Origin of the sequence: Brevibacillus sp. NPDC058079, assembly GCF_042885155.1 — a bacterium.
Classification (GTDB): domain Bacteria; phylum Bacillota; class Bacilli; order Brevibacillales; family Brevibacillaceae; genus Brevibacillus.
This window is the reverse complement of sequence record NZ_JBHVSO010000001.1, coordinates 429133-447384: the sequence shown is the minus strand read 5'-3', so window position 1 is coordinate 447384 and position 18252 is coordinate 429133. Positions and strand designations below refer to the sequence as shown.

Annotated in this window: 19 protein-coding genes; 2 read left to right on the top strand and 17 right to left on the bottom strand. The window is 48.1% G+C overall.

The features are described 5' to 3' along the window. Positions 1–19: 19 nt before the first annotated feature. Together ACFVS2_RS02365 and ACFVS2_RS02360 are read right to left on the bottom strand one after the other, a co-directional pair. Positions 20–499 carry a cell wall elongation regulator TseB-like domain-containing protein gene (locus ACFVS2_RS02365; RefSeq protein ID WP_007723133.1) on the bottom strand — a complete coding sequence of 160 codons (480 nt, stop codon included), beginning with the start codon at positions 497–499 and terminating at the stop codon, positions 20–22. Between the two features lie 29 nt (positions 500–528). After that, positions 529–1233 (bottom strand): hypothetical protein, encoded by a 705-nt coding sequence (locus ACFVS2_RS02360; RefSeq protein WP_390230443.1) that lies wholly within the window; start codon positions 1231–1233, stop codon positions 529–531. Positions 1234–1366: 133 nt separating this feature from the next. Between ACFVS2_RS02360 and ACFVS2_RS02355 the strand changes: the two genes are divergently transcribed. Further along, positions 1367–1546, top strand: coding sequence for a hypothetical protein (locus ACFVS2_RS02355; RefSeq protein WP_173617898.1), 180 nt, complete (start codon positions 1367–1369; stop codon positions 1544–1546). 63 nt (positions 1547–1609) lie between these two features. Here the strand turns inward: ACFVS2_RS02355 and ACFVS2_RS02350 are convergent, their stop codons facing one another. From ACFVS2_RS02350 to ACFVS2_RS02280, 15 genes are all read right to left on the bottom strand, one after another. Continuing rightward, entirely contained in the window at positions 1610–2914 is a 1305-nt protein-coding gene (locus tag ACFVS2_RS02350; RefSeq protein WP_007723137.1) for an amidohydrolase, read from the bottom strand. Between the two features lie 16 nt (positions 2915–2930). Next, complete coding sequence (locus tag ACFVS2_RS02345; protein WP_173617899.1) at positions 2931–3554, bottom strand: redox-sensing transcriptional repressor Rex; 624 nt, start codon at positions 3552–3554, stop codon at positions 2931–2933. A 15-nt stretch (positions 3555–3569) separates the two neighbouring features. Then, complete coding sequence (locus ACFVS2_RS02340; protein ID WP_390230438.1) at positions 3570–4475, bottom strand: ComEC/Rec2 family competence protein; 906 nt, start codon at positions 4473–4475, stop codon at positions 3570–3572. Between the two features lie 41 nt (positions 4476–4516). Then, positions 4517–7420, bottom strand: coding sequence for an ATP-dependent DNA helicase DinG (gene dinG, locus ACFVS2_RS02335; RefSeq protein ID WP_390230436.1), 2904 nt, complete (start codon positions 7418–7420; stop codon positions 4517–4519). 91 nt (positions 7421–7511) lie between these two features. After that, entirely contained in the window at positions 7512–8921 is a 1410-nt protein-coding gene (locus tag ACFVS2_RS02330; RefSeq protein ID WP_390230433.1) for a tetratricopeptide repeat protein, read from the bottom strand. 82 nt (positions 8922–9003) lie between these two features. Then, positions 9004–9387 (bottom strand): aspartate 1-decarboxylase, encoded by a 384-nt coding sequence (gene panD / locus ACFVS2_RS02325; RefSeq protein ID WP_007723146.1) that lies wholly within the window; start codon positions 9385–9387, stop codon positions 9004–9006. 20 nt (positions 9388–9407) lie between these two features. Continuing rightward, the gene (gene panC / locus ACFVS2_RS02320; protein ID WP_217367556.1) at positions 9408–10274 is read right to left on the bottom strand and encodes a pantoate--beta-alanine ligase; all 867 of its coding nucleotides are present in this window, start codon (positions 10272–10274) and stop codon (positions 9408–9410) included. Continuing rightward, a complete protein-coding gene (gene panB / locus ACFVS2_RS02315; protein ID WP_390230429.1) occupies positions 10271–11134 on the bottom strand; it encodes a 3-methyl-2-oxobutanoate hydroxymethyltransferase in 864 nt (287 codons plus the stop codon). The genes panC and panB overlap by 4 nt, the downstream gene beginning before the upstream one ends. Before the next feature lie 260 nt (positions 11135–11394). Further along, on the bottom strand, positions 11395–12378 hold the full coding sequence (locus ACFVS2_RS02310; RefSeq protein ID WP_173617904.1) for a biotin--[acetyl-CoA-carboxylase] ligase: 984 nt from the start codon (positions 12376–12378) through the stop codon (positions 11395–11397). Then, positions 12368–13591: a CCA tRNA nucleotidyltransferase gene (locus ACFVS2_RS02305; protein WP_390230426.1), complete on the bottom strand. Its 1224-nt coding sequence runs from the start codon at positions 13589–13591 to the stop codon at positions 12368–12370. The genes ACFVS2_RS02310 and ACFVS2_RS02305 overlap by 11 nt, the downstream gene beginning before the upstream one ends. A 127-nt stretch (positions 13592–13718) precedes the next feature. Next, a complete protein-coding gene (gene bshA / locus ACFVS2_RS02300) occupies positions 13719–14861 on the bottom strand; it encodes an N-acetyl-alpha-D-glucosaminyl L-malate synthase BshA (RefSeq protein ID WP_390230423.1) in 1143 nt (380 codons plus the stop codon). Positions 14862–14877: 16 nt separating this feature from the next. Next, positions 14878–15573, bottom strand: coding sequence for a bacillithiol biosynthesis deacetylase BshB1 (bshB1, locus tag ACFVS2_RS02295; RefSeq protein ID WP_173617907.1), 696 nt, complete (start codon positions 15571–15573; stop codon positions 14878–14880). Beyond that, complete coding sequence (locus ACFVS2_RS02290; RefSeq protein ID WP_056492842.1) at positions 15570–15980, bottom strand: methylglyoxal synthase; 411 nt, start codon at positions 15978–15980, stop codon at positions 15570–15572. The genes bshB1 and ACFVS2_RS02290 overlap by 4 nt, the downstream gene beginning before the upstream one ends. 50 nt (positions 15981–16030) lie before the next feature. After that, a complete protein-coding gene (gene dapB, locus ACFVS2_RS02285) occupies positions 16031–16783 on the bottom strand; it encodes a 4-hydroxy-tetrahydrodipicolinate reductase (protein WP_087348317.1) in 753 nt (250 codons plus the stop codon). Beyond that, positions 16776–17123 (bottom strand): nucleotide pyrophosphohydrolase, encoded by a 348-nt coding sequence (locus ACFVS2_RS02280; RefSeq protein WP_390230417.1) that lies wholly within the window; start codon positions 17121–17123, stop codon positions 16776–16778. The genes dapB and ACFVS2_RS02280 overlap by 8 nt, the downstream gene beginning before the upstream one ends. A gap of 216 nt (positions 17124–17339) precedes the next feature. Here ACFVS2_RS02280 and ACFVS2_RS02275 point away from each other — a divergent pair, with 216 nt between their 5' ends. After that, the gene (locus ACFVS2_RS02275) at positions 17340–18197 is read left to right on the top strand and encodes a YitT family protein (protein ID WP_173617909.1); all 858 of its coding nucleotides are present in this window, start codon (positions 17340–17342) and stop codon (positions 18195–18197) included. The last annotated feature ends 55 nt before the right edge of the window (positions 18198–18252 follow it).

Here is an 18252-nt window from a genome sequence, read left to right as displayed (position 1 = left end):
CTGTCGTCAAGTAAGCGTATTAGGTTGGCGCGAGCACGTATGAGGTTAACAGAGCACCAGTGAATAGATCATAGTGAATATAGTGAAAACGACCGTCTTTGTCTTTAACAGTGACTTCCCAAAATTTCTTATCGTTTTCGAGACCAGGAACCAAATGAGTGATCTCCGATTGTGGGAATGACTTGTAAACCGCCTCTTCTACATTCTTTTTGGGAACAGCTAGATCCATTCGATCGAAGCTAACTTTCTGATCTGTCATCCAGGCTACAACCTGTGTACCCGCCTTATTTTTCCCAATGACGACAGCGTAGCTCTCCTTGCCTCGATATTCATCAATGGATTCAATCTCCGTGATTGTCGTGCGATCCTGGACCCACTGACGAACGGTTTCCTCAAATTGATTGCGCTCTCCTGCTACAGAAGCCGTCAGGTGGTAGGCGAACCCAGCTCCCGTAAGTAAAATGACGGCTACGATTGATAGGATAATTCGTACTAACACAGCAAAGTAACTCCTTTACGTGGCTGACATTACAATCGGAATCGAAGCTGGTCTCTCTTCACTCCAACTGCCGTTTGTATTTGCAAATCCAGCTCCAGTTGGCGAAGCTGCCCCGTAGTTGATTCGTACCATAGTTGGTAATTGACTTTCATTCCGTTCGTTACGTTCGAAGTCAAATCCTGAATAGGGAAGGATGGACCTAACCACATCGATAATAACGAAGAGACTTCCTCAGGTGGTACCGCTATCCGATATCCACTCCAGCCTTGCCCGGCAGTATCTTCAACGCGTTCAGGACTAACCGATTGCAAAACTCCCTTGAGCAATACTGCGTGCTCATACGGGGTGAACATCGCATACGGCAGTGCGGCATGATCCTGTATCTGTCCATCAATTCGTACCGATACGGGCTGCCCATCTTCTCTGGCTATTTCAAGCTGGTGGCCACCGATTTCTCCTGTGAGCTGAAATTGCTCATTTTGATATCGCCCATGCAAGGTCTGATCCTGCATGTATACCAGAAATGAGCGTTCCTCGTCCTTCGTGATCTGCTCCAAAAGCTCCGCTACCGTCGTGGCCGTCTGCTCCGTACCTGCTGTTTGTCTGACCGCAGACGCAGTATCTGTGCCGTCTGTATTGTCTGATCGACTTGCTGTCCCCAATACAATCCCAAGCAGAAATAGACCGAGTAGGATAGGAATCAGCCACCACAGCATTTTGGGCCGGATGTACATGTCGTCCCCCCTGTCCCATTTTTGTCTTTAGCCTATGCTATACGGGAAGGTTTTAGAACGACACGGAAAAGTTGCTAATCATAGCTTAAGGTCGGGCGGTCATACTACATATACACCCCGAGGAGGTGAGCGCGTGACATCTTCGCAACAAACCACATCTCCTGACATACTTGGGTTTCTGTTACAGGAATACCGCGTCTCCTGGGCAGGATTGTCGTCTCCCTTGCGTCAATGGTCGCACACACCCACTCTTCATTTTCGCCATCATCTCCTGACAAAAGCTGTGGCGAAAACGAACAACGGAACGTCGTAGTATCCAATTCCCCTACCTACACCTGCACTGCCTTACTCCTGTCCCCCACCTGACAGGAGCCTTTTACCGTTTTAACGTTTGGAATACGCGGTTTGCTTCGTAAATCGCGCGCTCCTCATCGATGGTCAACAGCTTATGATTACGCATCAAGAATTTACCCGCTACAATCGTATCTTTCACATCGCGTCCATTTGCTGCGTACACCACGTGTGAAATCGGTTGGTGTGCCGGGTGGAAATGGGCTTGGTGGCTATCCAGTACGATCAAGTCAGCTTGCTTGCCTACTTCAATGCTTCCGAGCGTTTCCTCTTGGAATACCCCTTCTGCGCCATAACGAGTAGCCATGCGAAGTGCTTCCTCTGCTGGTACGGCTACTGGATCGTTGTTCACACCTTTGTGCAGGATCGCAGCGAGTTTCAATTCCTCAAACAAATTCAAATTGTTGTTGCTTGCCGAGCTGTCGGTACCCAGTGACACGCTTACACCTTTTGCCAACATTTTCGGAACAGGCGCAACACCGCTTGCCAGCTTCAGGTTGCTCACTACGTTATGAGAAACTCTCACGTTGTATTTTGCCAAAATGTCGATTTCTTCATCCGTTAGGTGAACAGCGTGCGCAACGAGTGTTGGGCGATTGAACATTCCCAGCTTTTCCAAATGAGCAACTGGGCGCAGCCCGTAGTCCTTCTCGTTTTGACCGACTTCCCAAGCAGTTTCAGACATATGGATATGAAGCGGCAAGGAAAGCTCATCGGCTTTTTCGATAATTTGGGTAATAAATTCTGGTGAGCACGTGTACGGCGCGTGCGGTGCCATCATGACGGTAATACGCCCGTCCGCCTGATTATGCCATTCTTTTGCAAATAGAGTCGCGTCTTTCAGCTTTGTTTGACGTTCTTCTTCGGAGCACAGACCGATCATACCGCGGCAAAGGCGAGCACGCATTCCAGCTGCATCGACTTCCTTCGCCACGACGTCCATATGATCATACATATCCACAAACGTGGTGGTTCCGGTACGAATCATCTCGATAAGCGACAATTGGGTACCCCATTTTACTGTGTCGCCCGTGAATTGCGCCTCCAATGGCCACATTTTGTCTTCAAGCCATTGTTGCAACGGCAAATCATCTGCATAACCGCGTAGCAGGGACATACCAGCATGTCCATGCGTGTTGATTAAGCCAGGCAGTATGTAATCACCTTTTTGATCGATGACTTCATCGTATCCCGCTTCCGACAGGTCTTCAGGAGTTGGGCCCACATACGTAATCTTGTTGCCTTCGAATGCTACGGCACCATCGTAAATGACTTCATTCGTATCGTTAACGGTAATGACTGTTGCGTGAATGAGGATCGTCTTTTTCATAGTATACACTCCATTCTTACGTCAAATAGTAGGCCAAGCTTTGCAGGTTGGACGTCACATCCGCATAGTGAATGCGAACATCTTTTCCTGCGCGAATCGTCGTAGGGGCAAAATTCAAGATCCCCCTGATACCCGCTTGAGTCAACTGATCACATACGGATTGCGCTGCAGGTGCCGGTACCGTAATAATCGCTAGCTTGATTTGCTTGTTTACGATCGTTTCTTCCAGCTCTACTAAAGGCTGGATCGGTATACCTGCGACTTTTTTACCCTGCTTCTCTGGATTACTGTCAAAGATGGCCGCAATCCGCATGTTATCTTTCAAATAAGCGTTGTAGTTACTAATGGCATGGCCCAAATGCCCAGCTCCGACCAAAGCGACACGGATTTCATCCGTTAGCTTCAGAATTTCACGGATTTTTTCTACCAGATAATCGACATCATAGCCGATTCCCTTTTTTCCAAAATCACCAAAAGCTGCAAGATCTTTTCTGATTTGGGCAGGATTCACATCTAGATTCTTGCCCATCTGTTGGGAGGAAACGGTGGTCACCTCAACTTGCTGCAAATAACTGAGGTAACGCAGATAAATCGGCAAACGACGGACGACCGCTTCTGAAATCTTTTCGTGTTTTGCCACGTTCGGTCTTCCCCCCTAATTCTTTTGCTTCAAAATCCGATATTCTTTTCCATTCGATAAAATGGTAATGGAACCGTCGTGGCTGGTAACGTATGTCTCGGCCCATGACTCACCCAGGCGCTCCATGACTTCCGTCTGACCGTCTTTCATTTGATCCCGCGATCGGCCTGTCTGAATAATGGCGACCTGAGGATCGACTTGCGTCAGAAACGGTTGCGAAGAGCCTTGATTGCTCCCCTGACCGGCTACCTTTAGAACTTCCGCCTTCAGTCTATCCTTTTGCCGTTCCAACAGTCGCTCTTCTGCTTTTTCATTCACGGCGCTCATAAATAAAAATCGCAATTGTCCGTGCGTCAATCGAAAAACGAGAGAATTGTTCTGGGGCGATAAAAATAGCGGTTCATCCGGTAGCAAAACTTCCATCGAGATTTCTTGGTCAAGAGTGAGTACTTGTCCTTGCTCTGCTTCCATCTGCTTTTGGTTGGAGCGAAGCAGCACGACATGACGAATCGTTGATGCGATCAGCTTGGGCAAAATGACGGCATCTATAAGCACTTGCTGGCTCAATGAAGCGTAGCCTCCCATATGCTCAGGCTGGTCGTTCGTCAACACTACATAGTCGAGCCGTGTGATCTTGAGCTCTGCCAAGCGCGCCGAGAGAACGGGCCAATCTTCTGCCGTACCCGTATCAACCAGCATCGTTTTGCCGCCTGGCATTCTCAAAAGCGTACTCTCACCATGTGGAAGTGCCAAGTAGGTGATAATGAGACCCGAAAATTCCTGTTCTGTCTCTGTTTCAAATGGGTCATCTATCTTCACTGCTGCTTCTTGCAAATACAAATGGCTATCAATCGAGCATGCGCAAAGGAAAATCGCACTAAGAACTACAATCCACCAACGCCACTCTTTTTTCCATAACATTTATTTTATCACCTTAATCCCTATGAGACTATTGCTTCATTTTATGAATCTGACAGGGATTGCATACTAAGGAATGGCTCTATACGCTCTCGCAGTGTTGGCCATGGACCGCTTTCGATCTGAAATGGCGGTAAAGATTGTAGGAATGAGCGTCCATATCTCGACTCAACCACACGCGTGTCAAGAACGATCACGACCCCGCGATCCAAGTGGTGGCGAATCAATCGACCCACCCCTTGTTTAAATTGCAGAACAGCTTGTGGAAGAGACAAGGACATAAAAGCGTTTTTTCCTTCTGCCTTCAAAAGCTCTGCCCTTCCTTGATAGACAGGATGATTTGGCGGAGCAAATGGGAGGCGAACAATGACTAAACTGCTCAGCCATTCTCCCTGGATATCGACACCTTCCCAAAAGCTACTCGTCCCAAGCAGGACACTTCTCTCCATGCTTCGGAACAGACGCACCAGCTTACTCCGATTGTTGCTATCAATCCCGTGACCGAATAACGTATACGGTTCTGGGGCCTCCGCAAGGCGTTCCTTCATTGCTTGGTAAACAAGTCGAAGCATCGAGTGGGAGGTAAACAGGATCAGCGTCCTTCCTTTCGAAGCCAGTACGACATCCACGCACCCTTGAATGACCGCCTCCAAATACGTGTGGTCACTCTCTTTGCCTGGTGCGGGGAAATCAGATGGAATCAACAGTAATCCCTGCTCTTCATAATGAAACGGCGATGGCAGTGACAAGGTACGCACGCGCTCCTCAGGCAGTTGGTCGAGACCAAACTGGCTTCTGATGTAGGAGAAGCTGTTTTTGACCGTCAGAGTGGCTGATGTCAAGATCAGACTCCGCTTCTGCGCGAAAAGCGGTTCTGCTAGTGAGTCGGCAACCTTCAAGAGTGCTGCTGACAAATGAACCTGCTTGCGAGCTGTACGGGACTCTACTTCCATCCAATATACATACTCCGCATCCTGCTCAAGCAAAAAGAAGTGAAGCAGCTCCACGACGTTTTGCCAGTCTTTGATGAGACCGAATAAATCTGTCAGTAGACTGCGTACGGCAAAAGGAGGCTTTTCCTCTTGCGGAGTCGTTCGCAAAAGCTCCTCGATGCCCGCTGCGTATGCGGTCATCCCTTCAATCAGCTTTTTGGTTACTTTGCGTATTTTCTCGTGTTTGCCTACAAACGATTCGATCCGATAACGTACCGTCTCACGTCCAGCGTCCATCGTCTCCTCCGCACGATCAGATGCCCATACATACAAGAGCTGTGTCCATTGCTGCGCTTTCTCACGTACGGCAGCGGACTGTTTTCTCAGCTCCAAAAGCTTTGCGGCAACATCGTCTTGTACCGCAGGCATCCAGCTTTGCAGCTCTTCTGCGAAGCGGGCAATTGCCCCACTCTCTTCAACCGATGCACGATCTAACAAGAAAAGAAGCTGCGTGGTTGAAAACTGCTTGCCTAAATGCTGTGTCGCGGCATCCTCCAAATGATGGGCCTCATCGACGATGGCAACTTCATACGGAGGGAGGATTCTGTTTTCCGCTTGCAAGTCGCTGATGAAAAGGGCGTGATTAACGATGAGTACATCGACATCGCGAGCCCGTTCCTTCGCCTGAAAATAGTAACAGCGACTAAACCAGGGACAAGCCCGATTCAAACAAGAGCTCGTATCACTTTTTACCTGTTGCCACAGCAGTTGGCCACTCGGAGGCATGCTCAGCTCTTCCACGTCACCGGTTACGGTTTGCGTGAGCCACGTCAGCATCTGTCCTTTGACCAAGCGCATTTCTTGGCTGCTTCCTTCTACAGGCTCGTCCACGGCTTGTTCAAATTTTCGCAAGCACAAGTAGTTTCCTCTGCCTTTTAGCGTCGAAGCTGTAAAGGAGAACGGCAGAGACTCCTGCAAGGTAGCGATTTCCTTATGGAATAGCTGTTCCTGCAATTGAATGGTGTTGGTACTGACCACCAGCTGCTGCTGATTATGATGAGCCCAAATGATCCCCGGCAAGAGATAGGCTAATGATTTTCCCGTACCTGTCCCTGCCTCTACCAATAAATGGGCACCATCCTCCATTGCCTCATAGACCGCATGCATCATCGCTTCTTGAGCATCCCGGCGTTGATACCCCGACATTTTCGCCTGCATGTGCCCGTTTTCGCCCAAAACATCCTCGAGCTGGTCAGCAAACGCTTTGGTCACTGTCGCATCGACATGGGAACGTTTTAGCGAGGCTGTTAATTTTTCTTCTCGCTTCCGAAGGGCCAGCTGGCGATAAACATCCCACATGTCTGAGGAATCCGTTTCGGTTGGCGTTCCATCCAGCTCTGGCAGCTCTATGAGCTTTTCCATCTCGATCTGACGTAAAAGAACCTCGATATCAGAGCGAAACGAAGAGACGAGCATCTGCAGGCGCTGAATCGTCACGAGCGGCAGTCTCTTTAAAATATCCAGCAAGTGGAGAAACAGCTGCGCTGTTGCAAGGGCATCGCTATCTGCTTGATGGGGATTATCGTGTTCGATTTCCAGCTCAGACGCCAGTTCTCCGAGCCTGTAGCTATTTTGCATCGGCAAAAGAACGCGGGAAAGCTCCACTGTATCAAGCACGTAGCCGTCAAACGCATAATAGCCCTGGCTCAGCAGGGCTTCTTGTAAAAATTGGAGATCAAAGCTTGCATTATGTGCAACAAAAGCTCGTCCATCCAATAAACGCAAGAAATCTGGGAACACTTCTTCCAAGGAAGGAGCATCTGCAACCATTTCATTGGTAATCCCTGTTAATTGGGTAATAAACGGGGGAATATCCTGGCCCGGATGAATCAGGGTGGAAAAACTCTCGGTAATCTGCCCGTCATCGATCGCGACGGCACCAATCTGAATGATGCTGTCACCTTGGCGTGGATGGCTTCCCGTCGTCTCAAAATCTACAACTAGTAATCGATTCAAACGTTGTCACCTCGTAACCTGGGCGGAAACATTCAATCCGCACCCATTCACATTCGGCAACGATGGGAAATATTCCTGCTCTCCTGTACATTTAAGGCTGTACGAGCTCGGTTTGCATTTCTGATTGACCGAGCTTGCTTGCACACAATTGCAGATAGATGGGGATTTCCCATAACTGTTCTGCGAATGGCAATGCCCGTTGAAAATATTGTTCAGCTAGGCGCCAATTTTCTTCCACAACTGCGATTCTTCCCAGATGAAAATACCCTAACGAACGTACATATGGCTCAGCGTCTACCAGGAAATACTTTGCCAACCGTTTTGCCTCTTGTGTATCCCCTAGCTTTTCGTATGCGGAAATCATCCCGGATTGGCCGAGGCGATTGTCTCGGTTTTTCTCCAGCATGATCCGAAACGCTTTAATTGCTTCTTCTACCCTTCCGTCAAACAACAACATCCATCCATAACTAAAAAGAAAGTCGTCATTTTCGGGTGCAAGACTGATCGCTTTTTTGACGAGCGTCAATGCGCGCTTCGTACCCGCAATGAGCCACGTATTCCAGGCCAAGCCATGCCACGTCCACCCATCTTTTGGGGAACGCTCCGTCAAAAAGTGATAGCAAATTTGTGCCCGGTGGTAATTGCCCACTGTTTCGTATAAAGAGGCCATTTCCTGAAGAGTATCGCTGTCCAAATCGCGTGTCGGCAGTTGCAAGCCTTTCGGCGGGCTCCATTCCACCGTTTGGTCCATCGTATGCAGTAATTTTGCAGCACGCAGCCATAGCATCTGCGCTTCCCAATCGTGCTCGTTTTTTTCTAGATACGGTTCCAATTCGTCCAAAGCTTCCTGTGCATCGCCATCTCTTAAATAGCATAGCGCGAGGTTGTATTTGGCTTCTTCCTGTTCTGGATTGATCTCGAGAGACGTCTTAAAAGCTTGCGCCGCCTCTAGCCATTGCTCCTCTTCTGCCAGTATGCACCCGATGGCATTAAAGCTGATGGCCACAATGGTAGGTGAGCTTGCTGTCCTGCCGAGCAGACGGAATTCCCGAAAGGCTAATTCTTCATCCTCACACAAAAGGAGACTGTAGGCGTAGTACAGGCGTCCACTTTCCCAGTCTGGCGATTTTTGGACTAATTCTGCAAAACACTTTTTCGCGTCTTGGAACATGCGCAAATGATAAAAGCCTTCCCCTCGACGAAAAATCGGCTCGTATGGATTCGTTTCAACGGCCTTTGGCGATTCTGCACTTGCCTTCGACTGATGCGTCTTTTTTTCTTCCGCCGGAAGCTGTCCTTCCATTTCCTTGATACTACGAATTGCATTCGATAATTTTTCTTCGAATTGCAGCCACAGGTCAACAACTGTATCACTTACTTGGCGCAATTGAAACAATTGTTCCGCGAGCTGATGACGTTCTTGTTCAGAAGCCCCCTGCCACTTCTCTTCAATCGTCTGCGCTTTTTTACGAAGCGTATGAAACCAGTCCTCGATTTTCACAAGAAAAGCCACCCCCTATGAGGCATGAGTACTTTCATTGTCTCACAAGGCAGGTGGCTCTATGCAGGAACAAACAGATCGCTTACAGAATCGTCGCGTGTACTTCTTCTGCGATCAATTCTTTGATCTGATTTTTTTCATCCATGATGGCGACACGTGGCTTGTAGGTTCTTGCCTCTTCATCCGTCATCATCGCATAGGCAATAATAATGACGATATCGCCCTCTTGTACAAGACGTGCTGCTGCTCCGTTCAAGCAAATGACGCCACTGCCTGGAGCACCTTCGATGACGTATGTTTCCAGACGAGCTCCGTTGTTGTTATTGACGATTTGTACTTTTTCATTTGGCAAAATATCCAGTGCATCCAACAAATTTTTGTCGATGGTAATGCTGCCAACATAGTTCAAGTTCGCTTCAGTTACCGTTGCTCGATGGATTTTTGCTTTCATCATGGTGCGGAACACTAAGAATTCCTCCCTTATCTCTACTTGATTGATGTAATCGTATTGTCGATCAGACGTGTTTTGCCAAAACGAACAGCTAGCGCGATGAGGATCGTCTGACCTGCCGTTTCCTGCTCAACTGGTGTAAGCGCTGGATAGCTCAAAATTTCCACATAATCAATATCAGCCAGCGGCTGCTCGGAAATCATTTGCGTGATTCGATCCTTGATTTCAGAAAGAGGCATGCCCTCACCCAGCCATTCTTCTGCTTGTTTCAGGCTTTGTGATAGCACGAGTGCTTGTGCTCGCTCATCCGCTGACAAGTATACATTCCGAGAACTCATGGCAAGACCATCCGCTTCGCGGACAATCGGGCAAGGAACAATTTGTACTGACATCGACAAGTCTTGAACCATTTGCGTCACAACAGCCACCTGCTGGGCATCCTTTTGTCCAAAAAAAGCGTAATCGGGCTGGACAATTTGAAACAATTTATTGACGACAGTCGATACGCCATCAAAATGACCCGGACGAGAAGCTCCACACAATGGAGTCGTCACATTTGCCACTGAAATATTGGTCAGCATCGGTTTCGGATACATCTCGCTGACATCCGGGCTAAACAGGAGGTCCACACCCGCTTCTTCCGCCATTTTGCTATCCCGTTCAATATCACGCGGATAGCTTTCAAAGTCTTCATTCGGTCCGAATTGCAGCGGGTTTACAAAAATGCTCATCACAACCAAATCGCATACTTCACGGGCAGCTTTCACCAAGCTGAGATGTCCTTCATGCAGAAAGCCCATGGTCGGTACCATCCCGATCGTTTTGCCTTGCCGATGTGCTTCTTTTATATGAACGCGCATCTCTGCGATTGTGGAGACTTGCTGCATCATTGTTTGCATCATGACTGCTTCACTCCTTCCCCGTACAATTCCTTGATGGTTTCTTCAGAGGCATGGAAGACATGCTCTGGCCCTGGGAAGCTTCTTGCTTCAACTTCTTTGTTATACGTCTCCACTGCTTCACGAATTGTTTCACCGATGTTTGCGTAACGCTTCACGAATTTCGGTGTGATATCCGATGCGTAGCCGACCATATCATGGAACACCAGCACTTGACCATCACAAGTCGCACCCGCTCCGATTCCGATCACAGCGATGTCCAGCTTGTCTGCAATCATGCCTGCGACCTCTTCTGGAACACATTCCAGCACAATGGCGAATGCACCCGCTTCTTGAATCGCAAGGGCCTCGTCCAACAATTTTTTGGCTGCCTCCAGATCTCTTCCTTGTACTTTGTAGCCACCTAATTGATGTACCGATTGCGGAGTAAGTCCAATATGTCCAACGACAGGGATGCCTGCTTGTACACAGCGTGTAATGATTGGGGCCAGTTCACGGCCCCCTTCCATTTTGACCGCCTTGGCCAGCCCTTCTTGCATTAGTCTGCCCGCGTTTTTCACTGCTTCCTCAACTGTTCCGTGATAGCTGAGAAAAGGCAGGTCCGTCACGACAAATGCACGCTTAGCCCCTCTCGTTACTGCTTTCGTATGGTGTAGCATGTCCTCCATCGTTACAGGGATGGTGGAGTCATAACCGAGTACGACCATTCCCAATGAATCACCGACCAAAATCATATCAGCGCCAGCTTCATCCACTAATTTGGCTGACGGATAGTCATAGGCGGTCACCATGGTAATCGGGGTTCGCGTTTCTTTTTTCTTGCGGATACTCGAAGTCGTAATAGGTCTGTCGTTTTGTGCCATTTTTCATTGCTCCTCTTTCGCATCAAGCCCGTGGATCGTGTGAGGAATAAAAAAACCTTCTCGCGTCAATCGGGAGAAGGTTGTCCATGTCAAAAAGACATTTTGCGTTAGCGGATTCCTTCTGTCTCGGTCCACACAGGCTCTGAGCAGATTTTTGTCCTTGCACGTATTGATTTAAGATTACACGATAGATACAAAAATACTCCGGGAGTACCGTTCACGACGTGATACAGCCTCCAAATTGGAGTATAGCAAATGATTTAATCATTTGCACGATAATTGACATCAGCCGAATAAACTTTGTGAATCTGTCCCGCCTGATCCTCGACCTTGAGTACGCCTTCCTCATCCAAGCCAACGGCACGACCTTCAAGCTGTTGTGAAATCGTCTGGAGGGTCACCCATTTGCCAATGGTGAACGAATGATTCTCCCACTCTTGTTTTACACGCTCAAAGCCAGCCTGCAAATAATGGTCGTACTCTTCTTCAAAAATTCGGCAGAGTCGCTGGATCAACGAAACACGCTTGAGTGGCTCGCCAGATTCAATTCGAAGCGAAGTCACAATCTGTGCCAGTTCAGATGGGAAATCAGACTCGACACTGTTAGCATTGAGCCCTATTCCGATTACTAAATAATTGACCCGATCAGATTCAGCATTGAGTTCTGTCAAAATCCCGCATACTTTTTTGTCTCCGATAAAAATATCGTTCGGCCATTTGATTTTGACAGGCAACCCTGTCTCTTCTCGGATCGTTTTCGCTACAGCAACCGCCGTTAGCAACGTCATCTGAGGTGTCTTCGGTAACGGAATCGAAGGTCGGATGATCAAGCTCATCCATATCCCTGTTCCTTTCGGAGAATGCCATGGACGGCCGAGTCTGCCTTTCCCACCTGTTTGCAGCTCTGCCAGCACAATCGTACCTTCTACTGCCCCTTTTGCCGCAGCCTCGTGTGCCAGTGGCTGTGTAGATACCACCTCATCGTAAGCGATGACATTTTGACCGATCCGATTCGTTTCCAGTCCAGCCATGATTTCTGCTGCTGACAAGCGATCAGGGGCAACCAGCAGGCGATACCCCGATTTTCGCACCGCCTCCACCTCGTAACCATCTCGGCGCAGCTCTTCGATATGTTTCCAAACCGCCGTCCTAGAGCAACCGCATGTTTGACTTAGTTCTTCACCAGAGATGAAATTACCTGGCTGATCACGGAATGCTTGAAGGATGACTTGCTTAATGTTCATCTTGTGCAACCTCTTTCTTTGCAACTTCGACGAGTGCTTCTGGTGTATTTGGTAAACCGTGCAGTGCCGTTTGTCTAAGTAACGATTCCAAGACGCGAACAATCCACTCGCCTGGCTTTTTTTGAACGGCTACTTGCAGGTCAAGCCCCGTGATTGCCAAATCCTTGATGGTTTTGACAGGCATGTTCTCGTATTGATCGAGGAGTGCTTGCATCGAAAACGATTGCCTCTCCTTCCACCAGCACGCTTGCAATAAAAGGAAGAACTCGTTACACGTGTCCCAACCGACTTCAAGTAGCAGTGGCCCCCACTCAATCGCTTGAGGGACATCCCATTGCGGCTGCAATCGCATCAGAAGTTCAACCAAGCAACAAATTGCTTCTGTTTCGCGTTTGGACATTTTGAGGAATTGGCATACTTCACGCGATTGCACAGGAGAATAATTCGCCGCAAACAGTAGCAACGACCATTTTTGCGTCACGGTTTGCAAATGATGCAGCCGCCAGATATGCTCATTTGAGAGGTCAAACAGTTTATCTATCTCAGGGGCATAAGCCATGAGCCTCGTTTCATTCAACAACTGACAACCTACCTCTGGGGCTCTGCTGTCGAGCGTTTTATTCAGCTCTTCCCTTATGCGCTCCACAGCAATATGAGCTAACAAAGGTGCAGTCTGTTTCATAGCAAGCATGGTCTGGTCTTCTATAGCAAAACCTAACTGGGAAGCAAAGCGCACTCCTCGTAAAAGCCGAAGGGCATCCTCCTGAAATCTCTCTAGCGGAATGCCTACAGCCCGAACCAACTGACGCTCCATATCCTCACGTCCACCGAACGGGTCGTGCAATACTTGATGACGATCCATCGCCATTGCGTTCATTGTAAAATCTCGTCGCTCCAGATCGAGCCGAAGTTCTGAAACGAACTGAACTTCAGCAGGTCGACGGTAATCTTCATATTTTCCTTCCGTCCGAAACGTGGTTACTTCGAACATCTGCCCCTCGACTTTTACAGACACAGTACCGTGTTTCAGACCAGTCGGGACATGATCGGGAAACAATCGGATGACGTCGCCGGGATGGGCATTCGTACATATATCTATATCATGAACAGGTCGTTGTAAAAGCCAATCGCGGACGCAACCACCCACATAGTAAGCTTCGAATCCGTGTTCCTCCAATCTGTCGAGAACACGCTTTGCCAATTCTATCGCCAATCCAATCCCCCCTTTCTGGTTTGCTCCGCCTGATCTACACAAGGAGGCGTTTTTCATGAGAGTTTTGTATGGATTGTTCATTTTAATATCCAAGGTACATCAACTAGCCAAAAGCTCGATCTTACGTTCAAAAGCTTAGGTTTTCTTCGGTTTTACTTTCCAGCAAGTTGGCGTAAAGTGCTTCATACTGAGAGGCGATCGTTTCGTGACAAAACGTTTTGCAGGATCGCTCGATGCTATTCGCGGAGAATTCGCGGTATAGCTCTTCGTTTTGCAAGAGTCGAATCGTTTCTTTCGCCATGCCTTCCACGTCCCCAATTGGACGCAAGAAGCCGTTCACACCATCCAGGACGACCTCAGGCAAGCCTCCGGCCACTGTAGCGACGACAGGCACGCCGCAAGCCATTGCTTCCAATGCGACGAGACCGAAGCTTTCCTTTTCGGATGGAAGCAGCATGATGTCTGCCATCGACAATACCTCAGCGACATCTTCCTGCTTGCCGAGGAAGCAAACATCGTCGTTCAAACCGAGCTCAGTGATCAACTTGCGGACCAGACCCATTTCGGGACCTTCTCCAATGAGGATCAGTCTGGAAGGCACTTCTTCACGTACTCGGGAGAATATTTCAATCACATCCGGCACTCGTTTGACCGGACGGAAATTAGAAATGTGCATAAGAATTTTTTCACCATTCGGTGCAAATACCTTTTTCAGCTTCGAAACTTCTTTCGGGTAGTAACGCCGCTTGTCAACGAAGTTGTACACTGGGACAATTTCTTTTTCAGTATGGAGCAGCTCTTTCGTCTGCCTGATCAAATCGTTGGACACCGCTGTTACCAAATCGCTTCGCTCAATACCGAAGCGGATCATATCACTCAAATTCGAGTCATAACCCAGAACAGTAATATCAGTCCCGTGCAAGGTGGTCACAATTTTCAAATGATCCCCTACCATTTGCTTGGCGAGGAACGCACACAACGCATGTGGCACAGCATAATGCACATGTAATAAGTCCAAGTTTTCATTTTTCGCCACTTGCGCCATTCTATTCGCCAAGGTCAAATCATAAGGTGGATATTTAAAAACATCATAGTTGTTCACTTCTACTTCATGATAAAAAATGTTCGGGTGAAACGCACCTAAGCGAAATGGCATTCCACCTGTAATGAAATGGACTTGATGTCCTCGCTCGGCCAATAGCTTCCCCAGCTCTGTGGCTACTACCCCCGATCCGCCCAATGACGGATAGCAAGTAATTCCGATCTTCATACAGTGTCACTCCTTCTCACAAGCTCTTTAATACATACGGAGCTGCACTGACAAATCCTTCTGCGTAGGCTACACCAGCCTGTTGACCAAACAGTCGCTCTCGATACTCAACAGACTCCAGATACCCATTGGTAAGTGGTGTTTGAACGCTGCCTTCTTCGAGTTCAAACTGACTGCGGTAGCAACGCAGCGCCTCCATTTTTTGCGGATAAACAGTGGTGATATCCACGACAACCTGCGGCGTGACAGTTGAATTAATAAAATAGTAAAGGAATTGCGAAGGTCGATAGGCAGGCAAAGAAGGCTCCGGCAAATACTTGCGGATGCCTGCATTAAACACCGCCTCACGAACGATCCGACTAACGCTTTCGTGATCTGGATGACGATCCGCGTAATAAGGTGCAAGAACAATGGCTGGACGAGTTTCGCGAATGAGCTTTACGACACGTTCAATCGCACTTTCCCTGACTGCTTCCAAGCCACGATCAGGCAGGCCAAAATTATAGCGAGCAGCCACTCCCATCACTTGGTCAGCTGCAGTCGCTTCTTGCTGCCTTCTTTCAACGGTTCCATTCGAAGACAATTCGGCATAGGTCAAGTCGAGAATCCCCACGCGCTTTCCCTGTTTAGCTGCCAAAATCAGACTGCCTGCCGCACCGATCTCAACATCATCAGGATGAGCGCCGATTGCCAAAATATCGAGTGAACTCATGCTTCATTCTCCTCATGCACCACTTCGCGCCAATCCAGTTGTCCCAGCTCCAAAGCCTTCAGCATGATTTCTGCCGAACCGAGATTGGTGGCAAACGGTATCTTGTGCACATCACACAGTCGAAGCAATGCGATAATATCAGGTTCATGTGGTTGAGAGGTAAGCGGATCACGCAAAAAGATAATCAAATCCATCTCATTGCGGGCGATCATCGCACCGATTTGTTGATCGCCTCCTAAAGGCCCAGACAGAAATCGGGTTAGGGACAGCGAGGTAGCTTCCATGATTCGCGACCCAGTTGTTCCTGTGGCATACAGGTCATGTTTTGCCAAAATGGATTCATAGGCCATCGCTAGTTGCACAATCTGTTCTTTCATTCGATCATGGGCAATCAATGCAATTTTCAAGAAAACCTCTCCCTTTATGGCTGGGTATCGTGTGTATGTTAATCAAACGTTTAATCAATCAGATGTTCCAATCCGTAAATCAATCCGTTCATATTCATTACGGCTTTAATGGCCATATTTACCCCTGGCATAAATGATTCCCGGTTAATCGAATCATGGCGAATGGACAGCGTTTGGCCTGTTGCACCAAACAAAACCTCCTGATGAGCAACCATACCTGGCAGACGGACACTGTGAATCCGGAAGCCTTCGTAATCTGCTCCGCGAGCGCCTGGAATCGTTTCTACCTCTTCAGGATGCCCTTGCTTGAGCTCTTCCCGAACGGCTGCAATCATCTCTGCGGTCTTCAAAGCAGTTCCGCTCGGCGCATCCAGCTTGCGGTCATGATGCAGCTCGATAATTTCTACATGCGGCATATATTTTGCTGCCATTGCGGAAAACTTCATACATAGAATCGCGCCGATTGCAAAGTTCGGGGCAATAATGGCACCCAGTCCCGCTTCTTTATAGCGCTCAGTCATCTCTTGCAGCTGCTCTGTTGTCAGGCCCGTTGTTCCGACGACCGGTCTCACACCACGAGCTAGGCATAGCTCCATATGACGGTACACCGTATGTGGTGTCGTAAAGTCTACCAGAACATCCGGCTTCATTTCGTCCAGTTGTTGATTGATTTCCTCTTCGCTCACACGTGTGTCTAGATTGCCTGTAAAAACGAGTGCGGTATCCTGCGCCAGCATTTTCACTACTTCTTGCCCCATCCGACCATTTGCGCCTGCAACTGCTACACGAATTTGTTTAGTCATGCTGCTCGTTCTCCTCTATTCTCGTCCAGCGATCTTTATCGCGAGTATTAAACTTGTGCATAATACGATCAAAGGCTTCCTGCAAATCGATTCCGAGTGAGTTTGCGAAACAAATCACGATGAAGAGTACGTCACCCAGCTCTTCCTCTACTGTTTTTTCGCCTTCGTCCTTTTTCTTAGGTTTTTCTCCATAAAAATGGTTAATCTCTCTGGCTAATTCCCCTACTTCTTCTGTCATTCTAGCCAGCATCGAAAGCGGAGAAAAATATCCTTCTTTAAACTGCGATATGTATTGATCAACTTCATGCTGCATCTCTTGCATAGTCTTTTGCCGTTCCATCCGCCCACTCCTTTTTCACATACTTCTCTCTTTCACCTATCGTACTAAAAAAGGCTTCGTTTGCCAAATCACAATACTTCGTCTTTCCAGCATATGGACAATCAAACGAGCGTTCATTTATAATGGCTTTCGGATAGCCCTCAGGTAACACAAGTATTACCTGCACATCACGTCCGGGGGGAAGCCTGTTTCCTGATCCGGCGAACAGGAGGATATATGAAAATTCGTCTTGACAGTATCATTGCCATCATCATCGGTTCTGCCATTATGGGATTTGGTATTAACGCGTTCAACATTCCCAACCATCTAGCTGAGGGCGGTATTACTGGTATCAGTATTTTGATCAAGCTGTTAGTTCCTGCTGTGGATCAGGGAATCGTCTTCTTTGTCCTGAACATACCGTTATTTTTCTTGGGCTGGAAAATTCTTGGACGAACTTCTTTTTTCTACACGATTTTGGGAACGGTTTCTCTCTCAGTCTTTTTATCCTTATTTGATGGTGTGCTTCCGTTGCCGATGAAAGATCGCTTGCTCGCTTCCTTGTATGCCGGGGTAGCTGTTGGTGTCGGTTTAGGAATTATTTTCCGTTACGGTGGGACAACCGGCGGTGTGGACATCATTGCCAGACTGCTTCAGAAATACATGGGTATCAGTATGGGAAGGACGTTGTTTTTCGGAGACATCTTGGTCATTGGGGCGTCCCTGGTCTATTTGAATCTGGAAAGCGCTATGTATACCCTCGTCGTCGTCTTTATCGCAGCACGTGTCATTGACTTTTTCCAAGATGGCGCTTATGCAGGAAAAGCATTGACGATCATTTCCAACGAAGCAGATAACATCGCCAAGCAAATTCTCGATCTAGGTCGTGGTGTGACACTCTTAGCGGGTAAAGGTGCCTACTCTGGCGATGAAAAGAAAGTCATTTATGTCGTTGTCAGCCGAAACGAAGTCATGCGTTTTAAAACCATTGTGCAAGAAATTGATCCGCATGCTTTTGTCATCGTCAACGATGTGCATGAAGTTCTCGGAGAAGGCTTCACCCTTGATGAAAACAAGAAACCGCTTCACGACTAAGCACGAAGCAGCACAGCAAAAACCCTTGCCTTTTCGAACAGGCAAGGGTTTTCTA

Bases quoted from the DNA above. Each gene is read 5' to 3' on its own strand.
- ACFVS2_RS02310 (WP_173617904.1), bottom strand. From the start codon at position 12,378: ATGAACATTAAGCAAGTCATCCTTCAAGCATTCCGTGATCAGCCAGGT.
- ACFVS2_RS02275 (WP_173617909.1), top strand. From the start codon at position 17,340: ATGAAAATTCGTCTTGACAGTATCATTGCCATCATCATCGGTTCTGCC.
- dapB (WP_087348317.1), bottom strand. From the start codon at position 16,783: ATGACTAAACAAATTCGTGTAGCAGTTGCAGGCGCAAATGGTCGGATG.
- panC (WP_217367556.1), bottom strand. From the start codon at position 10,274: ATGATGCAAACAATGATGCAGCAAGTCTCCACAATCGCAGAGATGCGC.
- panB (WP_390230429.1), bottom strand. From the start codon at position 11,134: ATGGCACAAAACGACAGACCTATTACGACTTCGAGTATCCGCAAGAAA.
- bshB1 (WP_173617907.1), bottom strand. From the start codon at position 15,573: ATGAGTTCACTCGATATTTTGGCAATCGGCGCTCATCCTGATGATGTT.
- bshA (WP_390230423.1), bottom strand. From the start codon at position 14,861: ATGAAGATCGGAATTACTTGCTATCCGTCATTGGGCGGATCGGGGGTA.
- ACFVS2_RS02280 (WP_390230417.1), bottom strand. From the start codon at position 17,123: ATGGAACGGCAAAAGACTATGCAAGAGATGCAGCATGAAGTTGATCAA.
- ACFVS2_RS02360 (WP_390230443.1), bottom strand. From the start codon at position 1,233: ATGTACATCCGGCCCAAAATGCTGTGGTGGCTGATTCCTATCCTACTC.
- ACFVS2_RS02340 (WP_390230438.1), bottom strand. From the start codon at position 4,475: ATGTTATGGAAAAAAGAGTGGCGTTGGTGGATTGTAGTTCTTAGTGCG.
- ACFVS2_RS02350 (WP_007723137.1), bottom strand. From the start codon at position 2,914: ATGAAAAAGACGATCCTCATTCACGCAACAGTCATTACCGTTAACGAT.